The organism is Gilliamella sp. App2-1, assembly GCF_001690255.1.
In the GTDB taxonomy this organism is placed as follows: Bacteria; Pseudomonadota; Gammaproteobacteria; order Enterobacterales; family Orbaceae; genus Gilliamella; species Gilliamella apicola_G.
In genome coordinates, this window is the sequence record NZ_LZGR01000006.1 from 22,363 (window position 1) to 40,794 (window position 18,432).

At 35.2% G+C, this 18,432-nt stretch carries 16 protein-coding genes and 1 pseudogene; 11 read left to right on the forward strand and 6 right to left on the reverse strand.

Annotated features, from left to right (window positions below):
- Window positions 1-100: 100 nt before the first annotated feature.
- Complete coding sequence (gene folE / locus A9G22_RS00400) at window positions 101-760, reverse strand: GTP cyclohydrolase I FolE (protein ID WP_065587644.1); 660 nt, start codon at window positions 758-760, stop codon at window positions 101-103.
- Window positions 761-961: 201 nt separating this feature from the next.
- Between folE and polA the strand changes: the two genes are divergently transcribed.
- From polA to asnB, 6 genes are all read left to right on the forward strand, one after another.
- Window positions 962-3,739 carry a DNA polymerase I gene (gene polA, locus A9G22_RS00405; RefSeq protein WP_065587645.1) on the forward strand — a complete coding sequence of 926 codons (2,778 nt, stop codon included), beginning with the start codon at window positions 962-964 and terminating at the stop codon, window positions 3,737-3,739.
- Between the two features lie 280 nt (window positions 3,740-4,019).
- Window positions 4,020-5,450: a glutamate--tRNA ligase gene (gene gltX / locus A9G22_RS00410; RefSeq protein WP_075508117.1), complete on the forward strand. Its 1,431-nt coding sequence runs from the start codon at window positions 4,020-4,022 to the stop codon at window positions 5,448-5,450.
- Window positions 5,451-5,506: 56 nt separating this feature from the next.
- A complete protein-coding gene (locus tag A9G22_RS00415) occupies window positions 5,507-7,120 on the forward strand; it encodes an intermembrane phospholipid transport protein YdbH family protein (protein WP_065587647.1) in 1,614 nt (537 codons plus the stop codon).
- Between the two features lie 11 nt (window positions 7,121-7,131).
- Window positions 7,132-7,317 (forward strand): YnbE family lipoprotein, encoded by a 186-nt coding sequence (locus A9G22_RS00420; RefSeq protein ID WP_065587648.1) that lies wholly within the window; start codon window positions 7,132-7,134, stop codon window positions 7,315-7,317.
- A gap of 105 nt (window positions 7,318-7,422) precedes the next feature.
- Window positions 7,423-7,767, forward strand: coding sequence for a YdbL family protein (locus tag A9G22_RS00425; RefSeq protein WP_065587649.1), 345 nt, complete (start codon window positions 7,423-7,425; stop codon window positions 7,765-7,767).
- A 197-nt stretch (window positions 7,768-7,964) separates the two neighbouring features.
- Entirely contained in the window at window positions 7,965-9,638 is a 1,674-nt protein-coding gene (gene asnB / locus A9G22_RS00430) for an asparagine synthase B (RefSeq protein WP_065587650.1), read from the forward strand.
- An 84-nt stretch (window positions 9,639-9,722) separates the two neighbouring features.
- On the opposite strand, the gene satP is transcribed toward asnB, so the two are convergent.
- The gene (gene satP / locus A9G22_RS00435) at window positions 9,723-10,301 is read right to left on the reverse strand and encodes an acetate uptake transporter (RefSeq protein WP_065587651.1); all 579 of its coding nucleotides are present in this window, start codon (window positions 10,299-10,301) and stop codon (window positions 9,723-9,725) included.
- A gap of 233 nt (window positions 10,302-10,534) precedes the next feature.
- On the opposite strand from satP, the gene dnaK reads away from it, so the two are divergent.
- Entirely contained in the window at window positions 10,535-12,454 is a 1,920-nt protein-coding gene (gene dnaK, locus A9G22_RS00440) for a molecular chaperone DnaK (protein WP_065587652.1), read from the forward strand.
- A 125-nt stretch (window positions 12,455-12,579) separates the two neighbouring features.
- Window positions 12,580-13,701 carry a molecular chaperone DnaJ gene (gene dnaJ / locus A9G22_RS00445; RefSeq protein ID WP_075508118.1) on the forward strand — a complete coding sequence of 374 codons (1,122 nt, stop codon included), beginning with the start codon at window positions 12,580-12,582 and terminating at the stop codon, window positions 13,699-13,701.
- A 499-nt stretch (window positions 13,702-14,200) separates the two neighbouring features.
- On the opposite strand, the gene grcA is transcribed toward dnaJ, so the two are convergent.
- Window positions 14,201-14,584 carry an autonomous glycyl radical cofactor GrcA gene (grcA, locus tag A9G22_RS00450; protein WP_065587654.1) on the reverse strand — a complete coding sequence of 128 codons (384 nt, stop codon included), beginning with the start codon at window positions 14,582-14,584 and terminating at the stop codon, window positions 14,201-14,203.
- A 203-nt stretch (window positions 14,585-14,787) separates the two neighbouring features.
- On the opposite strand from grcA, the gene ung reads away from it, so the two are divergent.
- Window positions 14,788-15,480, forward strand: coding sequence for a uracil-DNA glycosylase (gene ung, locus A9G22_RS00455; RefSeq protein WP_065587655.1), 693 nt, complete (start codon window positions 14,788-14,790; stop codon window positions 15,478-15,480).
- Window positions 15,473-16,474 carry a gluconate operon transcriptional repressor GntR gene (gene gntR, locus A9G22_RS00460; protein WP_065587656.1) on the forward strand — a complete coding sequence of 334 codons (1,002 nt, stop codon included), beginning with the start codon at window positions 15,473-15,475 and terminating at the stop codon, window positions 16,472-16,474. The genes ung and gntR overlap by 8 nt, the downstream gene beginning before the upstream one ends.
- A 153-nt stretch (window positions 16,475-16,627) precedes the next feature.
- Here gntR and A9G22_RS11710 read toward each other — a convergent pair whose 3' ends face one another.
- Both A9G22_RS11710 and A9G22_RS00470 read right to left on the reverse strand, forming a co-directional pair.
- A complete protein-coding gene (locus A9G22_RS11710) occupies window positions 16,628-16,957 on the reverse strand; it encodes a DUF805 domain-containing protein (protein WP_218058688.1) in 330 nt (109 codons plus the stop codon).
- A 132-nt stretch (window positions 16,958-17,089) separates the two neighbouring features.
- Window positions 17,090-17,452, reverse strand: a complete 363-nt coding sequence (locus tag A9G22_RS00470) for a DUF805 domain-containing protein (RefSeq protein WP_065587657.1) — start codon at window positions 17,450-17,452, stop codon at window positions 17,090-17,092.
- 250 nt (window positions 17,453-17,702) lie between these two features.
- Between A9G22_RS00470 and upp the strand changes: the two are divergent.
- Window positions 17,703-17,783 (forward strand): annotated as a pseudogene (gene upp / locus A9G22_RS11715) (uracil phosphoribosyltransferase); the annotation flags it as partial.
- A gap of 104 nt (window positions 17,784-17,887) precedes the next feature.
- Here the strand turns inward: upp and A9G22_RS00475 are convergent.
- Window positions 17,888-18,223 (reverse strand): DUF805 domain-containing protein, encoded by a 336-nt coding sequence (locus A9G22_RS00475; protein ID WP_065587658.1) that lies wholly within the window; start codon window positions 18,221-18,223, stop codon window positions 17,888-17,890.
- Window positions 18,224-18,432: the final 209 nt, after the last annotated feature.

The window sequence follows — 18,432 nt, forward strand, 5'->3', positions numbered from 1 at the left end:
TATTTTTAGTTGCTACTACTATTTATTTTATTGTAGCAACTAAAAATCATGATATTTAAGTTTTTAACCAATTGAATATATTTTTATGTAGCTGATTAATTTAATTATGGTTTAAAGTGCGCAAAAATTCCTGTCTGGTACTTGGATTAGTTTTAAATCCACCACCAAGGGCCGTTGTGGTTGTCATACTACTTGAGTCTTTAATACCTCTTGCTTTTACGCAATAATGGGTAGCATCAATTGAAACAGCAACATTGACAGTACCAAGTAAAGTTTGTAGTGCAACTAAAATTTGTTGGGTTAGTCGTTCTTGTACTTGTGGGCGCTGCGAGAAAAACTCAACAATACGATTGATTTTAGATAGTCCGATCACTTTATCTTTCGGAATATAAGAAACCGTGGCTTTACCGTCTATTGTGACAAAGTGGTGTTCACAAACACTAGTTAGGGTAATATTGCGAACGGTGATCATCTCATCAACTTGCATTTTATTTTCGATTAGCGTAATTTTCGGAAAATTTTCATAATAAAGACCAGAAAAAATCTCATCAACATACATTTTCGATACACGGTGAGGAGTTTCTGCAAGGCTGTCATCAGACAAATCGAGCTCCATTAGCTTCATAATTTCACGAAAATGTGACTCGATTTTTGCTTTACGCTCACTATTATCCATTGCTAAACGGTATGATGGTGTCTCAAGGTTTTTAGCAGCAAGTGCCGCTTTTACTTTTTGCGCAGCAAGACTTAATTCTGTCATTTATTACATACTCAAGCGAAAAATGAATGTAGCATTATATAACACTCATTATGTAATATACAGTTGTTTACGAATAGTTTTATACTGAAACGTAGTTTTTCCTGAAACTTTTTTACATTATGTGATAGCCTTAATAAGAATATTATCGCTAATTAGGTTATACTATTAGGTATTAAATTGAATAATATTTAGGTAACCATAATGCCAAATAACACACCGATTATTTTAATTGATGGATCATCTTATCTTTACCGTGCTTTTTTTGCATGTCCTCCATTAACCAATGCTAAAGGTGAGCCAACAGGCGCTATTTTTGGTGTAATTAATATGATTCGTAGTTTGCTTAACCAATACAATCCTACACATATTGCGGTGGTCTTTGATGCTAAAGGAGGATCTTTCCGTAATGAGATCTATAGCGAATATAAGGCCACTCGTGAAGCGATGCCTGAAAATCTTCGACCACAAATTGAACCTATTCACACTATTTTGAAAGCCATGGGCTTACCACTACTTTGTATTGACGGTGTCGAAGCGGATGATGTCATTGGTACATTGGCTAGACAAGCAGAAAAGGAAAATCTTGAAGTATTGATTAGTACTGGCGATAAAGATATGGCTCAGTTAGTGAGTGATAAAATTACGCTAATTAATACCATGAATAACACTGTTCTGGATCCAAAAGGTGTAATAGAAAAATTTGGCGTTCCACCTGAAAAAATTATTGATTATTTGGCATTAAGAGGTGATTCATCAGATAATATTCCAGGTGTTCCCGGTGTGGGAGAAAAAACAGCTCAAAGCTTATTAGCTGAATTTAAAAGTGTCAAAGATATTTATGCTAATCTAGATAAAATAGAAACGTTATCAATCCGAGGCGCTAAATCATTAAAGAAAAAATTGATTGATAATCAGAATGATGCAGAACTTTCTTATTTATTAGCCACAATTAAAACCGATGTTAAGTTAGATTTTACCAATGAACAACTGATGGTTAGTGATATTGATATCAATGCTTTGGTCGAGTTATTTGCTTATTATGGCTTTCATCGTTGGCAAAAAGAGTTAATCGCAGGTAACTTTTTGAAAAAACAACAAAATACATCGACTAAAATTAAAGATAATTCATCTTTATTTCAAATGGATGATAAGTCTGTTAAACAAAACAAAGCCACTGATTATCAATGCATCTTAACTCATGAACAGTTAGATGACTGGGTTAATAAATTAACTGACAGTAAGCAGTTTGCCTTTGATACCGAAACGAACAGTATTGATCATGTTCATGCAAAATTAGTTGGTATTTCTCTGAGTGTTAATTCTCAACAAGCCGCTTATATACCGCTTTCACATCATTATTTAGGTGTACCACAGCAATTACCGATAGATGATGTGTTAAACAAATTAAAACCGGTTCTTGAAAATCCCAAAATTAAAAAAATTGCTCAGAATGCAAAATTTGATTATTGTGTGCTAGCCAATTATGGTATTGAAGTGCGAGGAATTACATTTGACACTATGCTGGAATCCTATGTGTTAAATAGCACCGAACGTCACGATATGGACAGTATGGCAAATCGCTATTTAAACCATAAAACCATTACTTATGATGAATTAACTAAAATTGATAAAAAACAATTTACCATTGATGAGATCGAGATAGAAAAAACCACGCAATATGCTGCTGAAGATGCCGATATCACATTACGATTGCATCATAAACTATGGTCAACTATTGAAAAAAATGAAAAATTAACCAAACTGTTTGCCGACATTGAAATGCCACTTGCCATTGTGCTAGCTGAAATGGAAAGAACTGGTGTACTTGTTGATGCTAAACAGCTTAATGAGTTTTCTAATGAACTTAGCAAACAATTACAAGAGACTGAAATCGAATTACAATGTCTTGCTGGAGAAAAATTTAATCCCGCATCACCTAAACAGATTCAAGCTATTTTATTCGATAAGCATAAATTACCTGTACTCAAAAAGACCCCCAAAGGTGATCCTTCAACCAGTGAAGAAGTGTTAAGCGAGCTTTCTAATGATTATGAATTACCAAGAATGATTTTATTTCATCGTGGATTGGCTAAACTTAAAAATACTTATACGGATAAACTACCATTAATGATTAGTCCGAAAGATCAGCGAATTCATACCAATTATAATCAAATTGGCACCATAACAGGGCGATTATCGTCAAATGATCCGAATTTACAAAATATTCCTGTGCGTAATGAAGAAGGACGTCGAATTCGGCAAGCTTTTATTGCACCAACAGGTTATAAAATTATGTCTGCCGATTACTCACAAATTGAGTTACGCATTATGGCGCATTTATCACAAGATAAAAGTTTACTTTATGCTTTTGCTAACGACAAAGATATTCACCGTGTGACTGCTAGTGAAATTTTAGGTAAATTAGAATCGGAAGTGAGTTCTGAAGAACGACGACGCGCTAAAGCAGTTAATTTTGGTCTAATTTATGGAATGAGTGCCTTCGGTTTGTCTAAACAGATTAATATTGCTCGTAAAGAAGCACAATTTTATATTGATCGCTACTTTGAACGTTATCCGGGCGTAAAAAACTATATGGAACAGACCCGCCAATTGGCCACTGAACAAGGTTATGTTGAAACGTTATCGGGTCGCCGATTATATTTACCCAAAATTACTTCAACCAATGGTATTGAGCGACGAGGTGCTGAACGTGCAGCTATTAATGCACCAATGCAAGGTACGGCGGCTGATATCATCAAAACAGCGATGATTAAAATGAGTGAATGGATTAAAAGCCTGCCTATAGGTAATATTAGGATGGTGATGCAAGTCCACGATGAACTCGTATTTGAAGTAAAAGAGGAATTGATTGAGCAGTATCAAACTCAAATAAAATCGATCATGGAAAACTGCTATCAACTATCTGTACCATTAAAAGTGGATGTCGGCGTGGGTGATAATTGGGATGAAGCACATTAATTAGGCTAAATCAGTCCCAAATAAAGCAGTCTTAAATAAAATAACCAAATGCTAAATTTTATACTGAAACACATGCTTTCCTGAAACTTTTTTACAAATTGTGGGTTGATTTTCTAGCATTAATGGCACTATTGCCGAAACTTTTCGGCGTGTTAGAATAGGCAACTATATTGAATTGATATCAACATGTTATTTTGCTTGTTGATACAGGCAGAATAAGGAAAGGGTGCTGTCGTTTTGTTATTTAAGCTCGCTTTTCTGTTATTATTAGGATTATTTCATGAAAATCAAAACCCGATTTGCACCGAGCCCAACAGGCTATTTACATGTAGGTGGTGCACGTACAGCGCTTTATTCTTGGCTCTATACACGCCATGCAAAAGGTGCATTTGTATTACGTATTGAAGATACCGATCTGGAGCGTTCAACGCCCGAAGCGATTGAAGCGATTATGGAGGGTATGAATTGGTTAAAATTATCATGGGACGAAGGTCCTTATTTTCAAACCAAACGTTTTGATCGTTACAGTCAGGTCATCGATGAAATGTTAGCAAAAGGTACCGCTTATCGTTGCTACTGTTCTAAAGAACGCCTTGAAAAATTGCGTGAAGAGCAGATGGAAAAAGGTGAAAAGGCGCGTTATGATGGCCATTGTCGTTGTGATTCGGTACAAAAAGAACATTCTCATGATGAACCTCATGTTGTTCGTTTTGCTAATCCTATTGATGGTACCGTTATCTTTAATGATTTAATTCGTGGACCGATTGAGATTGCCAATAAAGAGCTTGATGATCTTATTATTCGTCGCACTGACGGTTCACCAACTTATAATTTCTGTGTGGTTGTTGATGATTGGGATATGGAAATTACCCATGTTATACGTGGTGAAGATCATATCAACAACACGCCTCGCCAGATCAACATTCTCAAAGCATTAGGTGCGCCATTACCTGAATATGGGCATGTATCGATGATTTTAGGGGATGATGGACAAAAATTATCTAAGCGTCATGGTGCGGTCAGTGTAATGCAATATCGTGATGACGGTTATTTACCCGAAGCGCTACTTAACTATTTAGTACGCCTTGGTTGGTCACATGGCGATCAAGAGATATTCTCAGTACCTGAAATGATTAGTTATTTTTCATTAGATGCGGTGAGTAAATCAGCCAGTGCATTTAATACTGAAAAACTACTTTGGTTAAATCACCATTATATTAATCATTTAGATGCAGATTATGTCGCACAGCATTTAGTTTGGCATATGAATCAACAATGCTATGATTTAGCTAACGGTCCCGATCTCATTACAATTATTAAGCTATTTGGCGAACGTTGTAAAACACTAAAAGAAATGGCTGAGTCTTGTTCTTATTGTTATCAAGACTTTGCTGAATTTGATGCTGATGCGGCTAAAAAACATTTACGTCCAGTCGCCAAAGAGCCATTAGAAACAATTAAAGCGAAAATTGAAGCGATTGCTGATTTTGATTGGCAAATTGATAAAATTCATCATGCCATTGAAGCAACGGCAGCTGAGCTTGATGTTGGTATGGGAAAGGTCGGTATGCCACTACGCGTTGCCGTAACTGGCATCGGACAATCACCATCGGTTGATGCGACCGTTTTTGCAGTTGGCAAAAAGCGCACGCTTACTAGAATTGATAAGGCGTTGGCATATATTGCACAGCGAGAACAATCTCAAAATTAATAGACATTTATTGCAGGGGATACCCTGCAATTATTTTTGCCTAATCGAGAACTACTATGGTTCGCTTAAAAAAACGCTATTGGATCTCACTGAGTATCTTATTTTTTATCGTACTATTTTGCTTGTATGGATGGCGTTATTGGCAGTCATTCAAACTGAAACATGGGATTATGGTCGATTGGCATGGTGCTAGCGTTGGTTTTAAAGGTCTTACTTTTGATGAACTTACTGTGAGTAAGCAATCTCAAATCTCTATAACGGCTAGAAATCTAATAATTTCGTGGTCACATTTATCTGCAAACAATTTGGATGTTCACTGGAAAATAAATCAATCTGAAACGGTTTTAGATTCTGCCGGCAACATAGTGGGTACTGCTACTGAAAATCTTAATCAATCTGATCTTGATTTTTCTTTGATTCCAACGATTATTTATTGGTCACCTAAGACAATTCATATAGATACATTGCGATTTTATGAACAAGATAAAGAACAATTAGATTTAAAAGTCGATATCAGTAAACAGCAGCAAGCTATACAACTTAATCTATCAACCAATAATCACGATATCGCACAATTATCGGCAACTTTATTCTTTGATCAAACTGCCTCACGTTTTGATGTGCAAAATGGTCTTTTTAAAACATCTCTAAATCAATTCGGTCTAAAAAATAGTCATTTGACGTTGCCATTTACTGGCTGGATATCTGGTAATCAATTGGCATTAATGACTTCAGATAAAGCTTTAATTAGTATAGAGAATGCGAATCTTTCTGATGATTTAATTCTTGGCTCTTCCGTAGGAGGAGTGAACATTCAACTTGCATCAAAAATTCCATTTGATCGTAATCAACTCTTTGTTACAGCAATGCTAACGATTAATAAACTCAATGGTATTTATAAAAGTAGTGAAATCAAATCGGTGACAGGTGATGTCAATATGATTGTTAAAGATAACCGATTTACGATTTCGACGCCGGCGTTAAATGTCCAAGAAGTAAATATGGGTGTCGCCTTTAAAAAGGTAAAATTAGTGGGTAGTTATTCCGCTTCATTTAAAGCACCTAGCAAAGGCATAGTTACTTGGAAAAAGCTTCAAGCTGATATTTTTTCTGGTTCAGTTTTTATTGAACCGAGTAAATTGAATTTAGCTAAATTACCCCAACAATTAAATTTAAAGATAAAACAGATACAATTAAAAGATATTCTTACTAAATATCCAACCGAAGGGCTTGCTGGCGACGGTACGATGGATGGTTTTTTACCAATTACATTATTAAAAGCGAAAACAAAGAGTGAAGCGGCATTTGAAGTGGCAATTAAAAATGGGCAGATAACTACAATTAATCAAGGTTATTTACAGTTTGAAAATTCAGCCTTAAAGAATTATGCGCAAAGTAACCCAAATATGAAAATACTCACTGATATTATTAAAAACTTTCATTATACTAAATTACAAGGTACAGTTGATTACGCTAACGACATTGCTAAATTGAAATTGAATATTCAAGGAAGTAATTTAGATGTTGAAAATGGCAAAGCAGTGAATTTAAATATCAATCTTGAAGAAAATATGGCTAAATTGCTGATGAGTTTACAGTTGTCCGATCAAATTAGTGAGCCTATCCGTAAACGTATTGAAGCACGTTTAAAAAAGGAATTTTCAAAATAAGAGGTTATTTTATGGTACGAAATGTTATTGCAATGATAATATTAGCCGGTGCATTAATCGGATGTTCACCAACAGTTAAAGTTCAAGCCCCGAGCGAACCCATTAATATTAATTTGAATGTTAAGATAGACCATGAAATTAATATTAAAGTCGATAAAGAATTAGATAATATCATCAATAAATCAGGATTATATTAAATCAATAGGTTTTATTTTCATCTATCCTTTTGAGTGTGACTAATAGAAAAATCTATATCCGCATTCAAATTAATAAAATATGATGTATTTATTAAGGAGTTTGTTATGACTATCTTTAAAAAAGTAACTGTAGCATTATTGTTGATCGTTTTATCTTATTCTGCGTTTGCATTAAATTTAGAGCAAGCTATGGATTCATTGAGTCAAGCCAAAGCACAAGGGGTTGTTGGTGAACAGGCTGATGGTTATTTAGGTGTCGTGAAAAATGAAGGTAATGCCACTGAAATTGCGCAACTGATTAATCAAGCTCGTAAAGCACAGTATCAAAAAGTGTCTGCTGAAAGCAATGTTCCTTTAAGTGAAGTGGAAAAAAAGGCGGGTAGTAAAGCACAAGATAAGACCCCTGCAGGTCAATATATAAAGCGACAAGGTCAATGGTTAAAAAAATAATCATCACTTTTTGCAACGATAGAAAAAGTATAATGACATAGCACTTTAATTGTGTATTAATAATGTGTATGCTGTTCATTTAATTATTTGTTCATTATCTTTTTTTATTAAACATAAAAAAAGATAATGAAGTTTTTATCTAGTTAGTTTTTTACTTGTAATAGTATCGCTTATGCGATTTGAAATGGAGAAAATCAATGTGTTCGATTTTAGGTATTCTTGATATTAAATCAGATCCAGAACAACTACGAACAAAAGCATTAGAGCTATCATGTCTACAACGTCATCGTGGTCCTGATTGGTCTGGTATTTTTGCGTCTGATAAAGCTATTCTTGCTCATGAACGTTTATCAATTGTAGATGTTAATACCGGATCTCAGCCTCTTTATAATAAAGATAAAACCCTAGTTTTGGCGGTAAATGGCGAAATCTATAATCATCAAGAACTCCGAAATCAGTACAAAGATCGTTATGAATTTCAAACTGGCTCTGACTGTGAAGTGATTCTGGCTTTATATCAAGAAAAGGGTATCGACTGTCTTGATGAATTACAAGGCATGTTCGCTTTTATCCTTTATGACATCAACAAAGGTAGCTATTTTATCGGTCGTGACCACATTGGTATTATTCCAATGTATACTGGCCATGATGAAAATGGCACATTTTATGTTGCTTCTGAAATGAAAGCATTAGTACCTGTTTGTAAAACGATTGAAGCTTTTCCACCGGGATGCTATCTATCTAGTACTGAAGGCGAAATCAAAACCTATTACAAACGTGACTGGATGGATTATGGCAATGTTAAAGATAACAACACTGACATCAATGAACTTCGTGTTGCTTTAGAAGAGTCAGTAAAAAGCCATTTAATGTCTGATGTTCCTTATGGTGTGCTATTGTCAGGTGGGCTTGATTCTTCCGTCATATCAGCCATCACTAAAAAATTCTCAGCTCGTCGTGTTGAAGATCACGAAAAATCGGAAGCATGGTGGCCACAGTTGCACTCATTTGCAGTAGGTTTAAAAGGGGCGCCAGATCTGAAAGCCGCGCAAGCTGTTGCTGATCATTTAGGTACGGTTCATCACGAAATTAACTTTACCATTCAAGAAGGTATTGATGCGATTCGTGATGTAATTTATTTCATCGAAACCTATGATGTAACAACCATTCGTGCGTCCACGCCTATGTATTTAATGGCGCGTAAAATCAAAGCCATGGGTATTAAAATGGTACTTTCTGGTGAGGGTGCCGATGAGGTGTTTGGTGGTTATCTCTATTTCCACAAAGCACCAGATGCCAAAGAGTTCCATGAGGAAACCGTACGTAAATTAGCGGCACTACATATGTATGATTGTGCACGTGCTAATAAAGCGATGGCTGCATGGGGGGTTGAAGCTCGAGTTCCATTCCTTGATAAAAAATTCCTAGATGTTGCCATGCGCATTAATCCAAAAGATAAAATGTGTGGTAGCAATGGCAAAATGGAAAAACATATTGTGCGTGAAGCCTTTGAGTCTTACTTACCTGCATCAGTTGTTTGGCGTCAAAAAGAACAATTCTCTGATGGTGTTGGTTACAGTTGGATTGATACACTAAAAGAGATTGCGGAAAGTAAAATTACTGATCAGCAATTAGAAAATGCAAAATTCCGTTTCCCATACAATACGCCGACCTCAAAAGAAGCCTATATGTATCGTGAGATTTTTAATGAACTATTCCCTCTTGAAAGTGCAGCACATTGCGTGCCGGGTGGCCCTACAGTTGCTTGCTCAACAGCGAAAGCAATTGAATGGGATGAATCATTTAAAAACCTAAACGATCCGTCTGGACGTGCTGCGGTTGGTGTGCATAACGATGCGTACAAAAAATAATTGGCTTATTATCTAGTAATACTGCCTAATAAAAAAACGGGGATTATCCCCGTTTTTTTTATTATTTAAATTAAGTTAAATTTATTAATGTGCAGCGCCTTTGGGTGCACCAACCGGTAAAATGGTACGACCATATTGTTCATTAATTACTTCAGCCATCGCTAAATAAATGGCACTTGCTCCACAAATAATGCCTTCAAAACCGGCAATATGGATAATGTCATGGTTACCTGAAATATTACCAATGGCTAATAAAGCAAATAAAACCGTTAAACTTGCAAAAACAAATTGTAATGCGCGGTTACCTTTTAATGTACCAATAAACATAAAGCCAGTAAAAATACCCCATAAAGCAAGGAAAATACCGACAAAAGTTGCATCTGATGGTGCTGTTGCTGGTGAAGTAGGTAAATACCAAATACCCACTAACACAATCCAAAAGAAACCATAAGAAGTAAATGCTGTTGTACCAAACGTATTGCCTTTTCGAAATTCTAAAATGCCAGCAATGACTTGTGCAAGACCACCATAAAAAATACCCATTGAGACAATAACTGTCATAGCTGGGAAAAATCCAGCATTATGAATATTTAATAAAATTGTTGTCATACCAAATCCCATTAAACCAAGTGGGCCAGGATTTGCAAGTTTTGTTTGTTCCATAAGGATCCTATAAGTTAAATTTGATGATTAAAAAGAGCGGCAATAATAAGTGCAGAAAACGCGATAATCAAGATTTCAGGGGAAATTATTTTTTTGCCCCCCTTGATATTAATAATAATGTTCCCATTTATGTGAAAACAAAAAAACATTTCTTTGTGAAATAAAAGCTTGAAAATTAAAATTTAAGACTTATATACAAGAAATAAAATACAGGTTTTGAGGAGAAAAAGATTATGGGTAAAATTATTGGTATTGATTTAGGTACTACAAATTCATGTGTTGCTGTCATGGACAATGGCCAAGCAAAAGTATTAGAAAACGCTGAAGGCGATCGCACAACTCCTTCCATTATTGCTTATACTCAAGATGGTGAAATCTTAGTTGGTCAACCAGCAAAACGTCAAGCAGTAACTAATCCACAAAATACATTATTCGCCATTAAACGTTTAATTGGTCGTCGTTTTGAAGATACCGAAGTACAACGTGACGTTAGCATCATGCCATATAAAATCGTGAAAGCCGATAATGGTGATGCATGGGTTGATGTTAAAGGTCAAAAAATTGCGCCACCACAAATTTCTGCTGAAGTGTTAAAGAAAATGAAAAAAACAGCAGAAGATTATCTTGGCGAAGCAGTGACAGAAGCGGTAATTACTGTGCCAGCTTACTTTAACGATGCACAACGTCAAGCAACCAAAGATGCTGGTCGTATTGCAGGACTTGATGTAAAACGTATCATCAACGAACCAACAGCCGCAGCACTTGCTTATGGTTTAGACAAAGATGTAGGTAACCGTACTATTGCTGTTTACGACCTTGGTGGTGGTACATTTGATATTTCTATTATCGAAATCGACGATGTTGATGGCGAAAAAACATTTGAAGTATTAGCAACAAATGGTGATACTCATTTAGGTGGTGAAGATTTTGACTCACGCTTAATCAATTATTTAGTGGACGAATTTAAACGTGAACAAAACTTCGATTTAAAAAATGATCCGCTTGCAATGCAACGTTTAAAAGAAGCAGCAGAAAAAGCAAAAATTGAATTATCATCAGCTCAACAAACAGACATTAATCTACCGTACATTACAGCTGATGCAACAGGTCCAAAACATTTAAATATCAAAGTAACACGCGCTAAACTTGAGTCTTTAGTTGAAGATTTAGTTAAACGTTCAATGGATCCTGTAAAAACAGCATTACAAGACGCGGGTCTTTCTGTTTCTGACATTAAAGATGTTATTCTTGTTGGTGGTCAAACACGTATGCCAATGGTTCAAAAAGCGGTTGCTGACTTCTTTGGTAAAGAACCACGTAAAGATGTAAACCCTGACGAAGCAGTTGCTGTTGGTGCGGCTGTTCAAGGTGGTGTACTTGGTGGTGATGTTAAAGATGTGTTATTACTTGATGTTACGCCATTGTCTTTAGGTATTGAGACTATGGGTGGCGTTATGACAACTTTAATTGAAAAGAACACAACTATTCCAACTAAACATAGTCAAGTGTTCTCAACTGCTGAAGATAATCAATCAGCTGTAACCATTCATGTGTTACAAGGTGAACGTAAACGTGCGGGTGATAACAAATCATTAGGTCAGTTTAACCTAGATGGTATTCAAGCGGCACCTCGTGGTATGCCTCAAATTGAAGTCACTTTTGATATTGATGCTGACGGTATTTTGCATGTATCAGCAAAAGATAAAAATACTGGACGTGAGCAAAAAATTACGATCAAAGCCTCTTCAGGATTAAGTGAGGAAGAAATTCAAAAAATGGTTAATGATGCAGAAGCCAATGCCGATGCAGACCGTAAATTTGAAGAACTAGCTCAGACTCGTAATCAAGCCGATCATCTTGTTCACTCAACACGTAAACAAGTAACAGAAGCAGGTGATCAGTTATCAGCTGATGATAAAAAAGCAATTGAAGATGCAGTAAATGCTTTAGAAGTTGCCGCTCGTGGCGAAGATAAAGCAGAAATTGAAGCTAAAATTAATGCATTAATGGAAGCATCTAAAAAATTGCTTGAATTAGCACAACAACAAGCCCAAGCAAATCAAGGTGCGGGTCAAGCAAATAGCGAAAGTTCTACAGCGCAAGATGATGTTGTTGATGCGGACTTCAAAGAAGTTGATGATGATAAAAAATAAACATTAACTAGAATGTTTTTTAATGAGTTATTTCAACAAGTTTTAAACATATAACAAGTTAAACGGGCGCGAGGTAACTCAAGCCCGTTTAGTTGTTTATACAATGAGAAAATTAAAGGTTAATTATGGCGAAGAAAGATTATTATGAAACATTGGGCGTCAATAAAAGTGCCAGTGAAAGTGAGATAAAAAAAGCCTATAAACGCCTAGCCATGAAATATCATCCTGATAAAAATCAGGATAACAAGGCTGAAGCCGAAGCAAAATTCAAAGAAGTGAAAGAAGCTTACGAAATCCTAACTGATCCTCAAAAAAAAGCGGCTTATGATCAATATGGTCATGCTGCTTTTGAACAAGGACAGAGTGGTGGTGCAGGCGGATTTGGTGGCTTTGCAGGTGGAGTATTTGACGATATATTCAGTGATTTTTTTGGAGGTGGTCGCGGGCGTAGTCAAACAGCGTCTCGAGGTAATGACTTACAATATAATATCACATTAACATTAGACGAAGCTGCTGCAGGTGTTAGTAAAGAAATTAAAGTACCAACTTGGGTAAGTTGTGATACTTGCCATGGACAAGGAGCCGAAAAGTCTTCTGATGTTGTCACTTGTAATACTTGCCATGGTGCAGGTGCTGTACAAATGCGACAAGGATTTTTTGCCGTACAACAAGAGTGCCCAACTTGTCATGGGCGTGGTAAAGTCGTTAAAAATCCATGTAAAAAATGTCACGGAGAGGGGCGAATACAAAAAACTAAAACACTTTCTGTTACTATTCCAGCAGGTGTTGATACAGGTAATCGTATCCGACTATCAGGTGAAGGCGAAGCAGGCTTAAATGGTGCACCCGCTGGCGATTTATATGTTCAAGTGCAAGTTAAACAGCATGATATCTTTGAGCGAGATGGCACAAATCTGCATTGCGAAATTCCAATTAATATTGCATTGGCATCACTTGGTGGCGAAGTTGAAGTGCCAACCCTAAATGGTAAAGTCAGCCTAACTATTCCTGCTGAAACACAAACAGGAAAAATGTTCCGACTACGAGGCAAAGGCGTTAAATCATTACGTGGTAGTACCATTGGTGATCTTTACTGTCATGTTGTAGTTGAAACACCAGTTAACTTAACCAGTAAACAAAAAGAGTTGCTTAAAGAATTAGGCGAAAGTTTTAAAGCTGATAAAAACTCCAAACATAGTCCAAAAGAAAAAAGTTTTTTTGACAAAGTGAAAAAGTTTTTTGGGTAATGTAGTAATATAAAAAGCAGAGTAATAATATCGTGGTTGATGGCAAAGTAATTCTATCAACTACGCTAATTATTAAAATAGTACAGAAAATTTTATATTCTATTCATGACTCAGATACCAACATCGTAAAAGACAGCCTTAATAAACTTGTGGTGGGGAAAAGTGCAGGCGGTTTTTATCAAAAATAATAAAATAAAAAATTAATTAAAATCAATTTGATACCTGAACGTTTTTTTATAGATAAACATACCAATCTTTTACAAAAATCAAAGGTTAATGTTGACATTTATTTGGTGTTGGAATGTGTGAAAACTCAAATAAAAAAATTATCTTTGATATTTAACAGTTCGCTAACTGAAAATTTTTTATAAGAATTTTCAGATTAATATTTTTAGTGATGATTTGGCTGTTTTCATTTTTAATAAAAATAAGAAAGGAATTTTATTGAGTTATAAAAAAACCCAGCGAAAGCTGGGTTTTAAGTTTTTGAATCAATAAATTAAATTTTTGTTGTAAATGTACGAGCAATAACGTCGCGTTGTTGTTCAGCAGTTAGTGAGTTAAAACGCACGGCATACCCAGAAACACGAATTGTTAATTGTGGGTATTTTTCTGGGTGTTGCACTGCATCTTCTAATGTTTCACGACGAAGAACGTTCACATTTAAGTGTTGACCACCTTCAACTTTAACCGTTGGGGCAACATCTAATGGAACTTCACGATATTCGAATTGACCTAGTTCTGCCGTTGGAATTACTTGATCTTCTTTATAAACTGATTTAGCAGCTACACAACGGGCTTCTTTTGTAGCGTCGTCTAATAACCAGAAAGAGTTAAGTAGTGCTGCATTATCTGCTTTAGTAATTTGGATACCTGTAATCATTTTAAATCCTCCTATCGGGGCTTTATTGCCCTAAAATAATTAGGGTTAATATAGCACTTTGAAAATTTGATTAAAGTCAAAAAAAACTATTGCTCCGATAAGCAATACCTTTAATTTTAATTTTTCTTGTGATAGGTTATTATGTTGGGAATATATTCGTTTTGCCCAGAAATACTGGCATTATTAATGAGTGATATCAAAAGATGACAACAAAATTGACCTGGCATGAAGTCATTGGCGCAGAAAAAGAAAAGCCTTATTTTCAACAAATAATGCAATTTGTAAAGTCTGAACGTACTAATGGTAAGATTATTTACCCACCTCAGCATGATGTTTTTAATGCTTTTCGTTTTACGCCATTTGATCAAATCAAAGTCGTGATTTTAGGGCAAGATCCTTATCATGGTCCTAATCAAGCCCACGGTCTTTCATTTTCTGTTTTACCAGGAATTAAGCCGCCCCCTTCGTTATTGAATATTTATAAAGAACTCTCAACAGATATTGATGGCTTTACTATTCCTACTCATGGCTATTTAGCTTCTTGGGCAACTCAAGGTGTATTATTATTAAATAATGTGTTGACTGTTGAAGCTGGACAAGCACATTCTCATGCAAAAATAGGTTGGGAAATCTTTACTGATCATGTGATAGCTGCAGTCGATAAGTATCTTGAAGGTGTGGTGTTTTTATTGTGGGGGACTCCAGCACAAAAAAAAGGGCAGTTTATTAATCGTCAAAAACATCATGTATTAACATCGGTGCATCCATCACCGTTATCTGCTCATCGTGGCTTTTTTGGCTGTAAGCATTTTTCCAAAACGAATGACATGATTATACAACAAGGTAAAGTGGCCATAGATTGGCAACCCAAGCTACCGGAAAGTATCCATGAATAATAAAAGGCGTCGAACAAGTTTGCAGGAAATTGCAAATTTAATTGGGATTAGTAAAATGACAGTTAGTCGTTTTCTACGCGATCCTAATCTTGTATCTAAACCTCTCCAATTACAAATTTCAGCCGCGATAGATAAGTTGGGATATATTCCGAATAAAGCTCCAGATATGCTGTCTAATGCTAAAAGTAATGCCATTGGTATTGTGTTTCCTTCTTTAACTAATCAGGTTTTTGCCGATATTTTAAAAGGTATTGAAATGGTGACTGATGTAAGAGGATATCAAACCATGATTACTCATACCGGCTATAGTGCAGAAAAGGAAGAATTACGTTTACGTTCCTTACTTTCTTATAATATTGATGGGTTGATTTTAACGGAAAGGATACATACCCCCACAACGCTGAAAATGATCGAAATTTCTGGTGTGCCTGTGGTTGAAATTATGGATAGTGTTTCACCTTGTATTGATATGGCCGTCGGATTTGATAATTTTACAGCAACCAAAAATATGATTCATCGTATGATAAATAAAGGATGTCGTAATATTGTCTATTTTAGTGCAAGACAAGATCAACGAAGCCTTATTCGTCAACAAGGTTATGAAAAGGCTATGGAAGAAGCGGGATTAACCCCACGCACGTTGGCCACTAAAGAAGCGTCGTCTTATGAATTAGGCGCAAGATTTTTGCATCAAATCTTAAAAGAGTTACCTTGTGTGGATGGAATTTTTAGTACCAATGATGACTTGGCTTTAGGGGTATTACTTGAATGTCAGCGGATAGGGATTGAAGTGCCAAAACAAATAGCGATTGTTGGATTTCATGGGCATGAAATCGGTCAATTCATGAATCCAAAATTAGCTTCTATACATACACCAAGAATTGAAATGGGAAACATGGCAGCAGAATTATTATTAAAGCGAATTAGTGGCGAACAAATTGAGCAAAAAGTGATTGATTTGCCTGTTGAGTATTTAGATGGAGAGAGTATTTAATAAGGTAGAAGATAATATTAATAATGATTTAACCTTGCCACGTTTAGTGATGAGGTTGATAGTAAATTATAACCATTTAGGGTTTTTACCATATTGGTTGCTACCTGAAGTTGAATCCATAACGCAGAAGAAAAATAATACAATACTGCCTACTTATGGAATAAATTGCAACAAAATCCACCAATCTGATTTACTTGTATCAAGTAAGCAGCGTACAGTAACAGCTAAAACAGGTATAAATAATGCCAATGTTAAAATTATTGTTATAATGAAAGGGCTGCCAATTATTTGATCAATGATAATTGCTAAAATGCTCAAAATAGTACTAAACAAACAGAATATCCAATATTCTTTACGGCGAGTTCGCCCATTAAAATTTGCATAATTTTTTTGTAATGCAATTAATAAACCAATTTGTTTTTTTGTATTCCTTATTTTATATCCATTCGTATTAGAACCGGCATTTTGATTAATAGAGAGCAAAATGCCAACCTAGTTTACTATTCTGGCTAATTTTATATAGTAAGTGGACGGAAATTAATTAAATATGAAAGTAAAAAATACTTATTTGTTAACCTCGCTTAGTACGATAGCGAGGTTAATAATAGTAAAGTATTATAATCTTTTTGGATTTTCACCGTATTGATTAAGGCTTCGTGTTGAATCTTGGCACATAAAGATAAATAATATGATACTCCCAATCAATGGGATAAACCCAATTAAAAGCCACCAACCAGATCTATCAGTATCATGTAAACGACGTACTGTAACAGATAAATAAGGAAGGAGCATTGCTAACCAAATAATATGTATTATTCTTATTGGTGAGTCGCCAATTTCACCAAAATTTCCAAATATAAGGTCTGCTATAATATTAAAGAGAAAATCAAAAAGAATAAACATCCAATATTCTTTACGGCGAGCACGTCCATTAAAATTTGCATAATTTTTTGTAATACAATCAATAAACCAATTCATCCGTTATTTTCCTTTTTCATTAATTAAATTATTGAAAAGATCATATAAGCAACTTTATTTTAATGAAAAAAATTGAAAATGAAACTGATTTTTATCATTAAATTGCTTATTTTTTCCTTTTATTTGTGTTCATATTATTAATTCTCTTGCTGATTTCAGGTTTTCATAAAGTGAGAACTATGTTGGAATTACCGCTCAGTGGCTATTTATACCGACTAACAGATTATAGAAAATAACACTGAGGCCCTCCATGAAAATAGTTGAAGTAAAACACTCTCTTGTACGCCATAAAATTGGCTTAATGTGTGAACAGGATATTAGTACCAAAAGAGTTTTGCGATCTTGATATAGTGAAGTTGGTTGTTTGCTAACGATAAAGCAACAGTAGGTCTACCAAAAAATAGCGGTAGTTTGGTGACTGGGCTAATTAACAAACTACATCCCTTTAGGGTTTTCACCATATTGGTTAGGACCAGGAGTTGAATCGGTACACATAAGTTTTAATAGCGTATAAGGTGTTGCAGTCCAAAAGTACCAACCCGGTTTATCAACATCATGCAAACGGCGTACTGTAACTGCGAAATTAGGAATAAATAAAGCCAACGTCAAGCTCAAAGTTAAAACGAGATTATTTTTCATCATATTATCAATAATTATCATCAAAATAATTAGAACAATATAGATCGAAGAGAACATCCAATATTCTTCACGGCAAGCTCGCCCATTAAAATTTCCATAATTTATTGTAATACAATTAATAAACCAATTCATTCCCTATTCCTTTTTGATTTAATAACTGACAATCATTCTACTGACAATCATTCTAATGAAAAAAAACGAAAATAAAACTGATTTTTATCGTTAAATTTTTTATCAATATTTACGTTGCCTATAAGGCTGTTGATTTCAGGTTTTCATAAAGTGAGATCTATGTTAGAATCGCCCCTCAGTGGTTATTTATACCGACTAACAGATTATAG

Coding starts and splice junctions, on each gene's coding strand:
- A9G22_RS00420 (WP_065587648.1), top strand. CDS start 7,132: ATGGTACGAAATGTTATTGCAATGATAATATTAGCCGGTGCATTAATC.
- gltX (WP_075508117.1), top strand. CDS start 4,020: ATGAAAATCAAAACCCGATTTGCACCGAGCCCAACAGGCTATTTACAT.
- asnB (WP_065587650.1), top strand. CDS start 7,965: ATGTGTTCGATTTTAGGTATTCTTGATATTAAATCAGATCCAGAACAA.
- dnaK (WP_065587652.1), top strand. CDS start 10,535: ATGGGTAAAATTATTGGTATTGATTTAGGTACTACAAATTCATGTGTT.
- ung (WP_065587655.1), top strand. CDS start 14,788: ATGACAACAAAATTGACCTGGCATGAAGTCATTGGCGCAGAAAAAGAA.
- dnaJ (WP_075508118.1), top strand. CDS start 12,580: ATGGCGAAGAAAGATTATTATGAAACATTGGGCGTCAATAAAAGTGCC.
- gntR (WP_065587656.1), top strand. CDS start 15,473: ATGAATAATAAAAGGCGTCGAACAAGTTTGCAGGAAATTGCAAATTTA.
- polA (WP_065587645.1), top strand. CDS start 962: ATGCCAAATAACACACCGATTATTTTAATTGATGGATCATCTTATCTT.
- A9G22_RS00470 (WP_065587657.1), bottom strand. CDS start 17,452: ATGAATTGGTTTATTGATTGTATTACAAAAAATTATGCAAATTTTAAT.
- satP (WP_065587651.1), bottom strand. CDS start 10,301: ATGGAACAAACAAAACTTGCAAATCCTGGCCCACTTGGTTTAATGGGA.
- A9G22_RS00475 (WP_065587658.1), bottom strand. CDS start 18,223: ATGAATTGGTTTATTAATTGTATTACAATAAATTATGGAAATTTTAAT.
- A9G22_RS00425 (WP_065587649.1), top strand. CDS start 7,423: ATGACTATCTTTAAAAAAGTAACTGTAGCATTATTGTTGATCGTTTTA.
- folE (WP_065587644.1), bottom strand. CDS start 760: ATGACAGAATTAAGTCTTGCTGCGCAAAAAGTAAAAGCGGCACTTGCT.
- grcA (WP_065587654.1), bottom strand. CDS start 14,584: ATGATTACAGGTATCCAAATTACTAAAGCAGATAATGCAGCACTACTT.
- A9G22_RS00415 (WP_065587647.1), top strand. CDS start 5,507: ATGGTTCGCTTAAAAAAACGCTATTGGATCTCACTGAGTATCTTATTT.